The sequence below is a fragment of the Pseudoalteromonas sp. CF6-2 genome (genome assembly GCF_021729425.1).
Taxonomy (GTDB): domain Bacteria; phylum Pseudomonadota; class Gammaproteobacteria; order Enterobacterales; family Alteromonadaceae; genus Pseudoalteromonas; species Pseudoalteromonas arabiensis.
Genome location: NZ_CP091442.1, coordinates 512,049 through 527,500, shown reverse-complemented (window position 1 = coordinate 527,500; position 15,452 = coordinate 512,049). Strand labels below are relative to the sequence as shown.

Annotated in this window: 13 protein-coding genes (1 of these 13 only partly in view); 10 read left to right on the top strand and 3 right to left on the bottom strand. The window is 41.3% G+C overall.

Annotated elements, in window-relative coordinates:
• Positions 1 to 545, bottom strand: partial view of a ribonuclease PH gene (gene rph / locus L3Q70_RS02520; protein WP_062567429.1) — the 5' portion only. 169 nt of this gene lie to the left of the window's left edge; 545 of the gene's 714 nt are visible here — the first part of the coding sequence; the start codon lies at positions 543 to 545; the stop codon falls past the left edge of the window.
• A gap of 180 nt (positions 546 to 725) precedes the next feature.
• Between rph and L3Q70_RS02515 the strand changes: the two genes are divergently transcribed.
• The 6 genes from L3Q70_RS02515 to L3Q70_RS02490 all read left to right on the top strand — a co-directional run bounded on the left by L3Q70_RS02515 (position 726) and on the right by L3Q70_RS02490 (position 7,179).
• Positions 726 to 1,586, top strand: a complete 861-nt coding sequence (locus L3Q70_RS02515) for a YicC/YloC family endoribonuclease (protein WP_062567428.1) — start codon at positions 726 to 728, stop codon at positions 1,584 to 1,586.
• Between the two features lie 166 nt (positions 1,587 to 1,752).
• Entirely contained in the window at positions 1,753 to 2,373 is a 621-nt protein-coding gene (gmk, locus tag L3Q70_RS02510) for a guanylate kinase (RefSeq protein WP_237114804.1), read from the top strand.
• Between the two features lie 105 nt (positions 2,374 to 2,478).
• Complete coding sequence (gene rpoZ / locus L3Q70_RS02505) at positions 2,479 to 2,754, top strand: DNA-directed RNA polymerase subunit omega (protein ID WP_054554225.1); 276 nt, start codon at positions 2,479 to 2,481, stop codon at positions 2,752 to 2,754.
• Positions 2,755 to 2,884: 130 nt separating this feature from the next.
• Entirely contained in the window at positions 2,885 to 4,990 is a 2,106-nt protein-coding gene (gene spoT, locus L3Q70_RS02500) for a bifunctional GTP diphosphokinase/guanosine-3',5'-bis pyrophosphate 3'-pyrophosphohydrolase (protein WP_062567389.1), read from the top strand.
• Between the two features lie 11 nt (positions 4,991 to 5,001).
• On the top strand, positions 5,002 to 5,394 hold the full coding sequence (locus tag L3Q70_RS02495) for a RidA family protein (protein ID WP_062567388.1): 393 nt from the start codon (positions 5,002 to 5,004) through the stop codon (positions 5,392 to 5,394).
• 180 nt (positions 5,395 to 5,574) lie between these two features.
• Positions 5,575 to 7,179, top strand: coding sequence for a FapA family protein (locus tag L3Q70_RS02490; protein ID WP_062567387.1), 1,605 nt, complete (start codon positions 5,575 to 5,577; stop codon positions 7,177 to 7,179).
• Positions 7,180 to 7,217: 38 nt separating this feature from the next.
• Here L3Q70_RS02490 and asnA read toward each other — a convergent pair whose 3' ends face one another.
• Complete coding sequence (gene asnA / locus L3Q70_RS02485; protein WP_062567386.1) at positions 7,218 to 8,213, bottom strand: aspartate--ammonia ligase; 996 nt, start codon at positions 8,211 to 8,213, stop codon at positions 7,218 to 7,220.
• Positions 8,214 to 8,401: 188 nt separating this feature from the next.
• Between asnA and asnC the strand changes: the two genes are divergently transcribed.
• Genes asnC through recG form a run of 3 tightly spaced genes read left to right on the top strand, consistent with a single transcriptional unit; the run spans position 8,402 to position 11,751 of the window.
• Positions 8,402 to 8,860 (top strand): transcriptional regulator AsnC, encoded by a 459-nt coding sequence (gene asnC, locus L3Q70_RS02480; protein WP_062567385.1) that lies wholly within the window; start codon positions 8,402 to 8,404, stop codon positions 8,858 to 8,860.
• 54 nt (positions 8,861 to 8,914) lie between these two features.
• Positions 8,915 to 9,631, top strand: coding sequence for a tRNA (guanosine(18)-2'-O)-methyltransferase TrmH (trmH, locus tag L3Q70_RS02475; protein ID WP_062567384.1), 717 nt, complete (start codon positions 8,915 to 8,917; stop codon positions 9,629 to 9,631).
• A gap of 38 nt (positions 9,632 to 9,669) precedes the next feature.
• Positions 9,670 to 11,751, top strand: coding sequence for an ATP-dependent DNA helicase RecG (gene recG, locus L3Q70_RS02470; protein WP_062567383.1), 2,082 nt, complete (start codon positions 9,670 to 9,672; stop codon positions 11,749 to 11,751).
• Between the two features lie 68 nt (positions 11,752 to 11,819).
• On the opposite strand, the gene L3Q70_RS02465 is transcribed toward recG, so the two are convergent.
• The gene (locus L3Q70_RS02465) at positions 11,820 to 12,752 is read right to left on the bottom strand and encodes a porin (protein ID WP_237114803.1); all 933 of its coding nucleotides are present in this window, start codon (positions 12,750 to 12,752) and stop codon (positions 11,820 to 11,822) included.
• 592 nt (positions 12,753 to 13,344) lie between these two features.
• Here L3Q70_RS02465 and L3Q70_RS02460 point away from each other — a divergent pair.
• Entirely contained in the window at positions 13,345 to 15,450 is a 2,106-nt protein-coding gene (locus L3Q70_RS02460; protein WP_237114802.1) for a TonB-dependent siderophore receptor, read from the top strand.
• Positions 15,451 to 15,452 lie beyond the last annotated feature (2 nt).

Genomic DNA, 15,452 nt, shown 5'->3' with positions numbered 1-15,452 from the left:
TCAGAGTCTTCTAGGTACTCAAGGTCACTAATTGGCTGGCCTTTATATACACCTACTGAGATTGCCGCAATCATATGCTTGAGCGGGTTTGAATTGATCATACCTTTACTACGCATGTAAGTAAGCGCATCAACTAAAGCAACACATGCACCACTGATTGATGCAGTACGCGTGCCGCCATCAGCTTGAATAACATCACAATCGATAGTAATAGTGTTTTCGCCTAACGCTTTTAAGTCAACCGCGGCACGAAGTGCACGTGCGATTAAACGTTGAATTTCCATAGTACGACCGCCCTGCTTACCGCGCGACGCTTCACGACCATTACGAGTATGTGTTGAACGAGGTAACATACCGTACTCAGCCGTAACCCAACCTTTACCTTGGCCTTTCATAAAGCGCGGTACACCAGCTTCAACAGTCGCTGTACACAAAACTTTAGTATTTCCAAACTCTACTAACACTGAGCCTTCAGCATGCATAGTGTAATTGCGTGTAAATGTAACTGGTCTAATTTGGTTAGGTGTTCTTTCGCTTGGACGCATTAACGATCCCCTTAATTCAGAATTTGCCACATTATAAGTATATATACGGACAGATGCCATGTTGATTTACACTATTAACTGCAACAGAAAAGTACATTTCAGAAAATTTACGCTAGAGGTTAAAAACTGATGCGGTATAATCAGTCAACTTTGTAAACAAATAACACTAGGAAATCATCCATGATCCACAGCATGACAGCTTATGCGCGCCGCGAAATTAAAGGCGAATGGGGCACTGGCACTTGGGAAATTCGTTCAGTAAACCAACGTTACCTTGAAACTTTTATCCGCGCACCTGAGCAATTCCGTGGCATGGAGCCTGTTATTCGTGAGCGTTTACGCAAACACTTACAACGCGGTAAAGTTGAAGTTTTCTTAAAATTTGCAGCAAACCCTGCCCATGTTGGTGAGCTTAGTATTAATGAATCACTCGCTGAGCAGCTAATAAAAAGCGCACAATGGGTGCAGCAACAAAGCAATGGTGACATCAACCCTGTTGATATTTTACGTTGGCCAGGTGTTATGGAAGCCGAAGAGCTCGACATGGATAGCGTAAATAAAGATTTAATTGCCGGGTTCGATGATGTAATTGAAGATTTCAAACAAGCTCGCGGCGATGAAGGCGCAAACTTGCAAGAAATGATAGCTACTCGCCTTGATGCAATTTTAGAACAAGTAGCCATTGTGGAAAGCCACTTACCAGAAATCGCTAAATGGCAGCGCGAAAAATTAAACCAAAAGCTAGAAGAGCTAAAAACCGACATCGACGAATCACGCCTTGAACAAGAGCTAATTTACCTAGCACAAAAACAAGATGTAGCCGAAGAACTCGACCGCTTGAAATCTCACGTTAAAGAAACCAAAAAAATCTTAACTAAGGGTGGCGCGTGTGGCCGACGCTTAGATTTTATGATGCAAGAGTTTAACCGTGAAGCAAACACGTTAGCATCAAAATCTATCAACAGTGACATCACTAACGCTGCGGTAGAGCTAAAAGTGTTAATCGAGCAAATGCGCGAGCAGATCCAAAACATCGAATAAGCGCTTTACAGCATTTTATAAGACCCTTCATCTGCTGGGTCTTTTGTTTTTGAAAGTCTAAAAGCAGGCAAACTTGAGCACTTTTAGCGAAATAAAGTACAATAGATAAATTAAAGGCTTGGATTAGCAATAGTCCGAGCCTATTTATTTTCAATAGAGACAGATCATGGCGCAAACTCGCGGAAATTTATTTATCTTATCGGCCCCTTCAGGTGCAGGTAAATCAAGCTTAATTAGTGCATTACTAAACAAACACAGCGATATGAAGGTATCGGTTTCACACACAACGCGTTCACCTCGCCCTGGTGAAGAAAACGGTGTGCATTATCATTTTGTGTCGGTTGAGGAATTTAAAGCACTGATTGACAAGAATGATTTCTTTGAATGGGCGCAAGTTTTCGATAATTATTACGGCACCTCTAAAAAAGCCATTGAAACTCAGCTCGACGCTGGCATCGATGTATTTTTAGATATCGATTGGCAAGGTGCTCAGCAAATCCGCAACTTAGTGGATGATGTTGAAACCATCTTCATTCTTCCGCCGTCTAAAGAAGAGCTTGAATCACGTTTAAATAATCGTGGTCAAGACTCTGCCGAGGTAATTGCTGGCAGAATGGCAAAGGCACAATCAGAAACATCCCACTATAATGAATATGATTATGTGGTTGTGAATGATGACTTTGATACTGCGCTTGCTGAAATCGAAACAATTGTCATGGCAAAACGTTTGTCACTCAAAAGCCAAACTATTCGCCATCAAGAATTATTGAACGCCTTACTTAAATAATACAATTTTAGGTAATAAAGATAAAAATTAACCACAAGCTATTGGCGAATGTAACTTGGTACAGTAAACTACGCCTTTGCTTAAAAATTTATTTGGAGTGCTAAGATGGCTCGCGTAACTGTTGAAGATGCAGTAGATGCAATTGGTAATCGTTTTGACTTAATTTTAGTTGCGGCTCGTCGTGCCCGCCAAATCGCAGTAGGTGGTAAAGATCCACTTGTTGATGCTGAAAATGACAAACCGACAGTCATTGCTTTACGTGAAATTGAAAAAGGGTTAGTTGACAGCTCTTCAATGGACTTAATTGACCGTGAAGAACAACAACACCAAGAAGCCGCTGAAATGGCTGCTGTTGCTGCTATCGTTGGTGGTAACCAATAATCAAGCTCCCCGCTTTGATTTCGCTATACGGCTAGTATTTCTGCACTAGCCGTTGGCAAGCCCTTCTTTTCATCGTATATTCTATTCATACCGTTACCGATTTACTTCATTAGCGCATTGGAGTGTGACTTTGTATCTTTTTGAAGGTCTAAAAAAGAAAATTTCCGAATATTTGTCGCCTGCTGATATAGAGCTGGTACAAAAAGCCTACGTGGTAGCTCGTGAAGCCCACGAGGGGCAAACTCGCTCAAGCGGCGAGCCCTACATTACCCACCCCGTCGAAGTGACACAAATTCTTGCTGGCATGCATTTAGATCACGAAACACTCATGGCAGCCCTGATGCATGATGTGATTGAAGATACCGATTTTAGTCAACAAGACTTAGCCGAAATATTTGGTGATACTGTCGCCGAACTAGTAGAAGGGGTAAGTAAGCTCGATAAGCTCAGCTTTAAAGATAAAAAAGAATTCCAAGCTGAAAATTACCGCAAAATGATTATGGCCATGACTCAAGATATTCGTGTTATCTTGATCAAGCTTGCTGACCGAACACATAATATGCGCACTTTAGGCGCACTTCGTCCCGACAAACGCCGTCGTATTGCCCGCGAAACACTCGAGATTTATGCGCCAATCGCTAACCGTTTAGGTATTCATGATATTAAAAATGAACTGGAAGATTTAGGCTTTCAGGCACTCTACCCAATGCGTCATCGCGCTTTAAAATCTGAAGTGGTTAAAGCTCGCGGTAATCGAAAAGAAGTCATCAGTAACATCAAAAGTGAAATTGAAGCACGCTTAGAAGAAGCAGGTATCGACGCCACTATTTCTGGTCGCGAAAAACACCTCTACAGCATTTACAAAAAAATGCTTAATAAAGAGCTGTCGTTTAATGAAGTGATGGATATTTATGCGTTTCGCATTAACGTAGACAGCATGGATACCTGTTATCGCGTGTTAGGTGTTGCTCATAACCTTTACAAGCCAATCGAAACCCGCTTTAAAGATTACATTGCGGTGCCAAAAACCAATGGTTATCAATCACTTCATACTTCATTAGTTGGCCCACACGGTATTCCTGTTGAGATTCAAATTCGTACCCACGACATGGATCATATGGCCGACAAAGGGGTTGCCGCTCATTGGATGTATAAAAAAGCCGGTGATAGCGCAGGCCATACCGCACAGCAACGTGCACGCCAATGGATGCAAAGCTTACTGGAGCTTCAGCAAAGTGCAGGCTCGTCTTTTGAGTTTGTTGAAAACGTTAAAACAGAGCTATTCCCTGAAGAAATTTATGTATTTACCCCAGATGGCCGAATTGTAGAGCTGCCTATGGGCGCAACGGCTGTTGACTTTGCTTATGCGGTTCATACTGATGTTGGTAATACCTGTGTTGGAGCTCGCGTAAACCGTAAGCCTCACCCACTGAGCAAAGCGCTTGATACGGGTCAAACCGTGGAAGTGATAACCAGCTCAGGCGCACACCCTAATGCAACATGGCTAAATTTTGTCGTCACTGGAAAAGCGCGCCTTGGTATTCGTAATTATCTTAAGAGCCAACAACACGAAGAAGCAATGTTACTTGGCCGTCGATTACTGGACTCAGCCCTTGGCGAACATAAACTGGATGATATTCCAGACGAGAACATTCAACGCGTGCTAACAGAGCATGAGCTAAATACTGTTCTAGAGTTACTTGTTGAAATTGGTTCTGGCAATCTAATGAGTGTACTTATCGCAAAACGTCTAGTACAAGAAGAAACCGACGACTTAAACGATATCGCAAAAAAAGCAAAAGCAACCATCATTGGTACCGAAGGCATGTTAGTTAACTACTCTAAATGCTGTCGCCCTGTACCTGGAGATGCTATCACAGCTCATATAAGCCAAGGTAAAGGCCTTACCGTTCACCGCCAAGAATGTAAAAACATTCGTGGTTGGGAGAAAGAGCGCTCTAAATACTTGGTCGTGAAATGGGATGACAACCCAGAAAAAGAATACATTGCAGCCCTTCGGATTGAGATAATTAATCATCAGGGTGCACTCGCTAAACTTACCAATGTTGTGGCTTCAACCCAAGCAAACATTGTCGAGATAGCAACCGACGAAAAAGAAAGTAATTTATACATGATAGACTTAGGCATTACAGTGAAAAATCGTGTTCACGTTGCCAACATCATGCGCCGCATTCGTGTGATGCCTGATGTACAGCGAGTCTATCGTAAAAAGTAACAAGGATAATCATGAACAAATCTTTTATTTCTACTGATAATGCACCTGCTGCAATTGGCACTTACAGCCAAGCTGTTAAAGTAGGCACAGCCGTTTATTTATCAGGCCAAATTCCACTTGTACCAGAAACAATGGAAGTGGTTTCAGAAGACTTTACTGAGCAAACTCATCAAGTATTCAAAAACTTAACGGCTGTATGTGAAGCTGCCGGCGGCCAAATTCAAGACATGGTTAAGGTTAATATCTTCTTAACTGACCTATCTAATTTCGCGATTGTTAATGACGTGATGAGCCAATACTTCAAGCAACCTTACCCTGCCCGTGCTGCAATTGGCGTTCGTGCATTACCTAAAGGTGTACAAGTTGAGATTGATGGCATCATGGAGTTACCTTCTACAAACTAATCGCCACTTTTGATCTTTCGTGCCAGCTGTTTTTACAGCTGGCACTTTATTATAAAAATCCCTCTATCTCTCAGCCGAAACTCTTGACTCAAAAGCAATTCTCTAGCAATCTGTGTTAATAATTCTAGTTTTAAATAGAAATATATACCTTTAGCTATCACAGTATAAAAGGATCTCCACGTGTTTAAGCTGGCTCATAACGGAAACATCTTATTGGATGTTCATGAACACTCACCACCTAGTGCTGCCTTTATTATTGAGGCACTAGAAAAGTCGTCTTTCTGTGAATGCAGAGTGGATCATGATGCCATCAACAACTTTTTCAAAACCGATATGAAAGAGCGTACGCTTGTTGTTGCTTCAAAGCATGATGCAAGCCTCGAAATAACACTCAGTGATGACAAAATGCTAGCTACAGGCGAGTTAACACTTGCCGAAGGTGGCACAATCATGAGCCTAGAAAACGCCAAAAAAGAGTTAATCAAAGCAGGTGTCGCACGTGGGTATAAACAAGCCTACCTAGAAAAGTTATTACAACAACAACTTGAGCTTCCCGCAGGTGAAAAGGTAAAAGGTGTCGTAGCAAAAGGCCGTTTACCTGTTGATGGACAGCCATCTAAATTAGTACCACAAGTTGAAACATTAAAAGACCGATTGAAAAAGCCAACTCTGCGCGAAGACGGCACCGTTGATATGCGCGACTTTGGTAAATTAGCCAGCGTTGAACCGGGTGTATTATTGGTAAAACAAATCCCCGCGACCCCAGGTAAAGAGGGATTTACCGTCACTGGCGATGTGTTACCTGCAAAAGCAGGTGAAAGCAGCGCACTTGTTGCAGGCGAAGGCACAGAGATTTCAAAAAATAATCCGCTAGAATTAGTTTCGGCAATTTCAGGCGTGCCCGTGGATATTGCTAACGGCATGCGTGTCGATGATATTTTCACCATTGCTGACGTAAACGTTAAAAGTGGTCATGTTGATTTTGAAGGAAGTGTTATTGTCACTCACAATGTCGAACCTGGCATGCGTATAAATGCCAAAGGTGATATTACAGTGATGGGAACAGTTGAATCAGGTCACCTATCTGCCATTGGCGATATAACCATTAAGCAGGGTGTGATTGGTCATCAGCTCGATGATAAAACGCTATCATGCAATATTATTAGTCAAGGTGATATTCACTTATCACACGGCCAATATAGTTACCTAGAAGCCAATAATATTATTATAGAGCGCCAATCGAGTCACTGTATTATGAAAGCCAAAAAGCTGTTGCAAGTTGGTCAAGAAGATAACCCACAAGGTAAGTTATTTGGCGGAGAAATCCTCGATGCGCAAATCATTCTTGCTGGTGAAATTGGCAACGAATCAGGGGCTAAAATGGTTGTAAACCTCGCTGCATCAGGCGCCGATGTCACAGCAGAAACCGACCAATGTTTAAAAGACCTCGCACAAACAGACTCTCAGCTTGATACATTACAAGAAGCCATTGAAAAAGCAGATCAAGTCAAAGATGCTGAAAAGAAAAAGCTGCTACTCGCAAAAATAGGCGCAACACAAACTCATTATTGTCAACAAGCCGAACAGTTAGAGAAAAAGCTATCAAGCTTAGAACATCATCTGCATGACTTACTCGAAGATGCCGAATTGGTCGTGAATAAAGCGCTTCACTCAGGAGTCGAAATTCATATTTTCGACAAAGTATTACGCACAAATCGCCAATACCCGCCTTGTAAAGTGAAGCTGGAAGAAAATAAAATCGAAGTTGAGTTCAAAACAAGTTAAAAGAGGCCTAAAGCCTCTTTTTAACTTAAAGCATTAATTTAAAGAATACCGTCAACCTGCTGCTTCAATTGCTCTGGCCATACACCCACCTGTACCTGACCAATATGCTGTTTTTGTAACAACAACATCGCTAAACGTGACTGACCAATCCCACCACCAATTGTTTGTGGAAATTTTTTCGCTAACAATGCTTTATGCCAATCAAACTCAAGGCGTGCTTGGTCACCTGTAATTGCCAACTGTGTGGCCAATGCATCAGGGCTTACACGAATACCCATTGATGATATTTCGAATGCATCTTCAAGTACTGGGTTCCAAACTAGAATATCGCCATTTAAACCGGCAAATTTACTACAGGTTTTAGTAGACCAGTCGTCATAATCGGGGGCACGCACATCATGAATTTTCCCATCGGCAAGTGCACCACCGATACCAATTAGAAAGACTGCACCATATTCTTGAGCGACTGCCTTTTCACGCTGTTTTGCGGTGAAATCGGGATACATTTGTCGTAATTGTTCACTGTGCACAAAAGTAATTTGCTCTGGTAAGAACGGTGTTAAACCAAACTCACTGGCAACAAAGCGCTCTGTTGATTTTATTGCTTGATAAATTGATGTGACGGTTTCTTTGAGCTTATCTAAAGTGCGCTCAGTGCTCTCACAGATAACTTTCTCCCAATCCCACTGATCCACATACACTGAATGAATTGGGCTTAATGATTCTTCATCAGGACGAAGCGCTTTCATATGCGTGTAAAGGCCTTCACCTACAGAGAAGTCATGATCTGCAAGTGTTTTTCTTTTCCACTTCGCAAGTGAGTGCACCACTTCAAATTGACTGCTAGGAATCGTTTTCACCGCTACCGACACAGCATTTTCAGTACCGCTTAAGTTATCTTGTATACCATCACCGACTTTAGCCAAAATTGGCGCTTGCACTTCAACAAGCCCTAATTGTTGTTCTAGTTGGCTTGAAAAGAACTGTTTTACTTTGCTTATTTGCTGCTGTTGCTTTAGGTAGTGTGAACTCATAATAATTGGCCTCATTCCCAGTTATTGTTACTTGCTTAATAGAGAACTGAAATCTCTTCGTTAAAACAATCCTCAACTAAATAAAGGTTATTTTCAATAACCATCAATAAAAAGAACTTAACATTGAAATTTTCATAAAAATAATGCTATAAAATTTATTGATTCAACAATTAACACTGAAAAATACGATGGAAAATTATCAAATCGACAATCTCGATAAAAACATCCTTAATGCCTTAATGGAAAATGCGCGCACAGCGTATGCAGAATTAGCTAAACGCTTTGCTGTAAGTGCTGGCACAATTCATGTCAGAGTCGAAAAGATGAAACAAGCTGGCATCATTACGGGCACTCAGGTAAGCATTAATGCAAAGCAACTCGGTTACGATGTATGCTGTTTTATCGGTATCAACCTGAATAATGCCCGCGATTACCCGCAAACTTTATTACATTTAAAAGAGTTAGAAGAAGTGGTTGAAGCCTACTACACCACAGGCAACTACAGTATATTTATCAAAGTGATGGCACGCTCTATTGATCACCTACAAGATGTGTTAATTAATAAGATTCAAGCAATCGAGGCAATTCAATCCACCGAAACACTGATCTCCTTACAAAATCCAATTAGTAGAGCGGTAGTGCCTTAGCACTATACTGCGTATAATCAGCACCAATTAGAATCTGCCAACGAGCACATAACTATGGATACAACTCGCTTTGAGCGTGTGAAGCGCGTATTAGATCGCCGTCAAACAGACCTAACCGTTTGCTTAGAAGAAGTACACAAGCATCATAATTTGTCGGCCATTGCCCGCACAGCTGACGCTACAGGCTGTCATCATGTGCATGCTGTGTGGCCTGATAATCAAAAGTGGCTCACCAATAATACCTCTGGTGGGAGTAAGAATTGGCTCGACACTCACTTACACCGCAATATTGATGATGCTGTTGCTATGATGAGAGCTCATAACCCCGATGTGCAAATTTTGGCAACCAATTTAACTGATGATGCCGTTGATTTTCGTGAAATAGATTACACCAAACCAACAGCTGTAATTGTTGGACAAGAACGTGATGGCATTTCACCTCGTGCGCTTGAACATGCAGATAAGAACATCATTATTCCTATGCAGGGTATGGTGCAATCGCTGAATGTTTCTGTCGCAGCGGCACTTATTTTGTTTGAAGCACAACGCCAACGCGAAGAAGCGGGCTTATATAACCGCAATATGCTCGATGAAAAAGTGAAGCACCGTATTTTGTTTGAAGGTTGCCATCCCATTATTGCTGAGCAATGCCGCGAAAAAGCGCTTCCCTACCCTGCCCTTGATGAAAATGGTGAAATCGTTGCTGATGACATCTTTTGGCACACGTTAAAGCACACGCAAACGCTTGAAGCCACTGACGAGTGCAAGTAAACTGAAAAAAGTCTACTAATTAATAATTTGAGTCACCTTTGAGTCATCCTAGCTTAGCACACTATCCCATTACTGAATTAAAAGGCGTTGGCCCTAAAATGGCCGAGCGTCTTGCTAAGCTGGGAATAAACACAGTGCAAGATATGCTGTTTCATTTACCTCATCGCTACGAAGACCGCACGCGTATCCATGCCATATGTGACTTACAGCCTCACAGTCATGTCAGCATTGAAGCCACGGTTGAAACAAGCCAAATAACATTTGGTAAGCGCCGTATGTTGGTATGCCAAGTGAATGATGGCACGGGTCGCTTAACGCTGCGTTTTTTTAACTTTAATGCGGCACAAAAAAATGCGCTGAGTGCGGGTAAAATCATACGCTGTTTTGGCGAAATACGCCGTGGGCGGGTTGGTTTTGAAATGACTCACCCTGAATATAGTTTGTCAGACACTGCGTCAGAGCAACCAACAAACACAACCCTGACACCGGTTTATCCTGTCACAGAAGGGCTGAAGCAGCTGTCTATTCGCGCTTTAAGTGATCAAGCGCTCAACTTATTAGCAAAATATCCAGTTGAAGAGTTATTGCCAGAACAATTTCAACCAACTGGTATGCGTTTAAGTGATGCACTTTTAACATTGCACCGCCCACAAAATGATGTTGATTTAACGGCACTGGAGCAAGGCTTTCATCCTGCACAGCAACGACTAGTCTTTGAAGAGTTACTGGCACAAAACATCAGCTTATTAAAACTTCGTCAAAAAGGTCAAAGTGTCAAAGCGGTCGCCTTAACACCGCATAATCAACTAGAACAACAGTTTTTAACACAGCTCCCTTTTAGCCCAACTAATGCGCAAAGTCGGGTGGTTGCAGAAATCAAAGGGGACTTACAGCATCCCTTCCCAATGATGAGATTAGTGCAAGGAGATGTTGGTTCAGGTAAAACATTAGTCGCAGCACTGAGCGCTTTAACAGCGATTAGTGAAGGTTACCAAGTAGCTTTAATGGCACCAACTGAGATTTTATCAGAACAACATGGCATCAACTTTAGCCAATGGTTTAAAGAACTCGGTATTGAAGTCGCTTGGCTTGGAGGTAAAAGCAAAGGTAAAGAGCGCACCGTCACACTCGAAAAAATAGCCTCTGGCGAAGCACAAATGATCGTAGGTACGCATGCGCTATTTCAAGATCAGGTTGAGTTTAATAACCTTGTTTTAATTATTATTGATGAGCAACACCGCTTTGGTGTGCACCAGCGCTTATCACTGCGTGAAAAAGGTCGCTTTGGTGATTGCTACCCACATCAACTCGTTATGACCGCCACACCTATTCCCCGCACTTTAGCGATGACAGCTTATGCAGATTTAGAAACCTCCATCATAGACGAACTTCCCCCTGGTCGAACGCCTATTACGACAGTTGCAATCCCCGATACTCGCCGTGATGAAATTATTCAACGGGTCAAAACAGCCTGCCAAGAGCAAGGCCGTCAAGTATATTGGGTTTGCACCTTAATCGATGAATCGGAAGTACTGCAATGTCAAGCAGCTGAAGATAGCGCCGAGCAATTAAAAAATGCACTTCCTGAATTGCAGGTGGGCTTAGTACATGGCCGTATGAAAGCCGCAGAAAAACAAGCCATTATGAGCGAGTTTAAAGCGGGTAATATTCACGTATTAGTTGCAACGACAGTGATTGAAGTGGGTGTTGATGTGCCAAATGCGAGCCTGATTATTATTGAAAACCCAGAACGATTAGGGCTTGCACAACTCCACCAGCTGCGCGGCCGTGTTGGTCGTGGTGCAACTGCATCACACTGTGTTTTACTTTATCATGCCCCGCTCTCTGCAACAGCGCAAAAACGTTTAGGAGTGCTACGTGAAAGCAATGATGGCTTTGTTATCGCCGAAAGAGACCTCGAAATTCGCGGTCCAGGTGAAGTACTTGGCACAAAACAAACAGGCTTAGCTGATTTTAAAATCGCTGACTTGAGCCGTGATAAACAAACCTTAACACAAGTACGCCCAATCGCATTTAAAATGCTTGAGCAATTCCCCACACAAAGTGAAAAGCTTATTCAACGTTGGCTTGCTGGCAAGTCCGACTACGCCTTAGCGTAATACAGATAATATAAAAAAAGCCCAGCAGATGCTGGGCTAACAAGTAAGGGAGTTATTCCTTTAGAGGATTAAAACTTGTACTCAATACCAACACCTAAGTAGTCTTGATCAACTTGGTTGTCAGTATCAAATGTTGAGTAGAAACCAAATACCTTGCTGTTTTTGCTTAGCTTGTGATCAACACCTGCTGAAATAGCTGTTTTCTTGTCGCCTTCATCAAAGTCAATGACTTGATATTGAACTTTAAATGTATTGCTATTCATTTGATAAGCCGCATTCACTAAATAGCCGTCAGCCTCTGCACTGCCATCTACTTTTTCTTGTGTTTGGTACATTGCGCCTAGTTTGAAGTCGCCAACTTTACCTTGCACTGTCGCACGAACAATATCGTAGCCTTTCACTTCACTGTCTGCTGCAACAGAAGCGTATATTTTGCTTTCTTTAAGTTTAGCGTCACCATACGTCAGTGCTACTGAGTAACCATCATCAGCATCTACATCATCTTCCGCGATGTAAGTCGCTAATACTTTGAAACCACTAAAATCATTTGATGCATAAGAGATAGAATCACCTAAACGATTCTCACCTTTGAATACGTTTTTAATATCACCTTCAAGGTCATTAAATAAATCAATTTTACCTTGAGATTGCTTCATTGCAGTGTCATTACGACCAATTACAACTTGACCAAAGCCACCTTTAACACCTACATATTGGTTACGTGCAGTAATGTTGTCATCGTTATCGCCTTTAGAATCAGCATCAGAGACATCAACACCAAACTCAAATTTGTATACAGCTTCTAAGCCTTCAGTTAGCTTCTCAGAGCCTTTTAAGCCAAAACGTGAGTTATTGCTTTTAATTTCAGTAAAAGACCCTTCGCCATCATCTGATGATTGAACAGTCACGTTGGCTTTACCATATAAATCTACATCAGCTAGTGCAGAAAAAGATAAACCACCAAATAAAGCTAGGAATAAGCTAGACTTTGCAAATTTCATGTCGTTTCCTCAATAATCGCAACAAAAAACACATACTCGTGTTTGATTGAGCGCAGTGTGCCAGTGAAAAATGACAGAAAGATGACAGTTGAAATAAAAACGTCAATTTATATTCATAAAAGGTAATTATTTTTGTAATTAAAATATATTTTAAAAACATCAGTTGGTTATAAAATGAGAGAGTCTGTGGCATGTGTTGGACTTTTTTAAAAACTTTACTGCATCACAACCTTTATCAGTTCATGATAGAAGCAATACGAGTAGTTTAAACAAAGATAAATGCTTGCTATATCACAACTTCATTTACAGTCATTTACAATAACTTTATAGCTAAAAATGTAATAATATAACAACGCATAAGCTGACTAATAATATGCTTTTGTTCACTTAATACTTGCTAGTAAAGGTGATCTCCGCCAGCCATAATAAGCGCTCATTTTTTATTATCCCTATTCTCAAAACAAAAAAATAAACACGATAAAATGATAACTATTATCACTTCCAATTAAAATTTAAACATGCTTTATTAGCTACGTTATAACATTTAACAAAACAATAATTACTTACACTACTTAAATTCTGGTTGGAAAAAATGAAAAGGTCTGTTCTAACAGTAAGTGTTCTTACTGGTTTATTTTCAATGCAATCATTTGCAACTCAAACTATTGAAAAACTTGAAGTTCAAGGTACGCGTACACCACTTTATAGTACCCGAGATGTAAATGCCTCGGCACTAGGAATCAAAGATCCTCAGTTTTTACCTATTTCTATTCAATCTTTTTCTGAAGAGTTAATAACAAATCAAAGAGTAAAAACGTTGAGCGAAGTGCTTGCCAATGATGCATCTGTACAAAATACGGCTATCGGCACAGTATTTGATTTTGTCAGCCTGAGGGGCTTTCAACTCGATTGGACAAATGGTCTAAGACGAGATGGCCTTGCTCTTGCTCCTTATCAGGATGTGCCACTGGAGAACATTCAACGAATCGATATTATTAAAGGTCCATCAAGCTTAGTCTCAGGTTTTAACAACCCTGGCGGCACGATTAACTACGTAACAAAGCGCCCAACGATGGACTCCTTTTTAGATATCACGACAGAATTTCGTAGTCGTGCGGGCCGTTATATTCATGTAGATTTTGGTGGTCCTTTAGATAGTGAACACACTTTTGGTTATCGTATCAACGCCGCAGCAGAAAAAAATGGCGATTTTACTGGTGGTGACGACCTAGAAAGGTACTTTTTTAGCGCAGCTCTAGACTGGCAACTGTCTGATCGTATTTTTATTCGCTTAGATGGCGACTATCAAGACAAAAGCACTGTATCACAACCACTTATTGGTTTAGCGCGTGACCCAAATGATGATAGCCGTTCCGTGCTCCCACCTTATGTAGATACGAGTGAAGTATTACTTGGCCAACCTTGGGCAAAATATAAAACCGAGTCCTTTAATATAGCGGCGCGAGTGGATTTTTGGCTCAATGATAACTGGCAGTGGGTTAACCAAGTCGCACTTTCGGGGAATGATCGGTTCACTATTTTTCCTGATATATATTCAGTTGATTTAGAAGGAAATGTTCTATCAGCAAGTATTCAAGTAACGCCAAATGAAACCTATGATACGGTTTCTGCCCACAGCTTCTTTACAGGGCAACTTGTTACTGCAGGCATTGAACATGAACTCGTTGTCGGCGCAAGTATTCGTGACTACCAATCTAAAGATGGTCGCTGGTTTGAGTTAGACAATCCTGTTGGTAACATATTTAACCCTATACATGTAAGTAAACCAGTCTTCCCAGAATACCCCGACCCAACAACAACCGATACAACCGAAAGCTCATTTTTCATTACCGATACCCTGCATTTTAATGATGTATTTTATGCGACTCTAGGGCTGCGTCATATTCAATATAAAAAAGATCAAACCGCACCAAACCACGCTAAATCAAGATTAGATGATCGCACCTTCAACACACCTATCATTGGCTTAAATTATAACCCGAACGATCAACTCGCTTTTTATGCCAGTTACTCTGAAGGTGCTGGAGAAGGTGGCGTAGCAGTAATTGGCAGTGGAGCAATTAACGAGGGTGAATCGTTAGGGCCACAAGAAAGTGAACAAATAGAAGCCGGTATAAAATACCAAACTGACTCAATGAACTATTCCGTTGCAGTATTCGAAATTGAAAAAATGCTGGAATACCATAACCATATCACCAATTACTTTGTACAAGACGGGACTCAATCTCATAAAGGTATCGAACTTAATGCCAGCGGCTCGTTTATTGAAGGCCTATCAACAGTTGCTTCGATAACATTTATGGACCCTAGTTTGGATGAGCTTGATGGTGAACCTGCACTCAATGGTAATCGTCCTGCAAATGTTCCTAAATTCCAAGCAAATCTATTTTTAGATTATCAACTCCCTTTCTTAGAAAACCTAAATGTAAATGCAGGTATGTTTCATGTGGGTGAACGGGAGCAAAATGTTAATAACAATTTGAACCTTCCGGCTTATACACGCTTTGATTTAGGTGCCAAATATCACTTTAGTGATTTTAACACCACACTGCGAATTAAGGCCGAAAACCTATTTGATAAAGAGTACTGGCTGTCTGGCGGTGCTAAAGGCATAGATTGGGGCGTCGCGCCAGGTCGCGGCCGGACACTTATTGCATCATTAAGCGTCAGCTTTTAAGG

Bases quoted from the DNA above. Each gene is read 5' to 3' on its own strand.
- L3Q70_RS02465 (WP_237114803.1), bottom strand. From the start codon at position 12,752: ATGAAATTTGCAAAGTCTAGCTTATTCCTAGCTTTATTTGGTGGTTTA.
- trmH (WP_062567384.1), top strand. From the start codon at position 8,915: ATGGATACAACTCGCTTTGAGCGTGTGAAGCGCGTATTAGATCGCCGT.
- gmk (WP_237114804.1), top strand. From the start codon at position 1,753: ATGGCGCAAACTCGCGGAAATTTATTTATCTTATCGGCCCCTTCAGGT.
- L3Q70_RS02495 (WP_062567388.1), top strand. From the start codon at position 5,002: ATGAACAAATCTTTTATTTCTACTGATAATGCACCTGCTGCAATTGGC.
- L3Q70_RS02460 (WP_237114802.1), top strand. From the start codon at position 13,345: ATGAAAAGGTCTGTTCTAACAGTAAGTGTTCTTACTGGTTTATTTTCA.
- asnC (WP_062567385.1), top strand. From the start codon at position 8,402: ATGGAAAATTATCAAATCGACAATCTCGATAAAAACATCCTTAATGCC.
- asnA (WP_062567386.1), bottom strand. From the start codon at position 8,213: ATGAGTTCACACTACCTAAAGCAACAGCAGCAAATAAGCAAAGTAAAA.
- rpoZ (WP_054554225.1), top strand. From the start codon at position 2,479: ATGGCTCGCGTAACTGTTGAAGATGCAGTAGATGCAATTGGTAATCGT.
- L3Q70_RS02515 (WP_062567428.1), top strand. From the start codon at position 726: ATGATCCACAGCATGACAGCTTATGCGCGCCGCGAAATTAAAGGCGAA.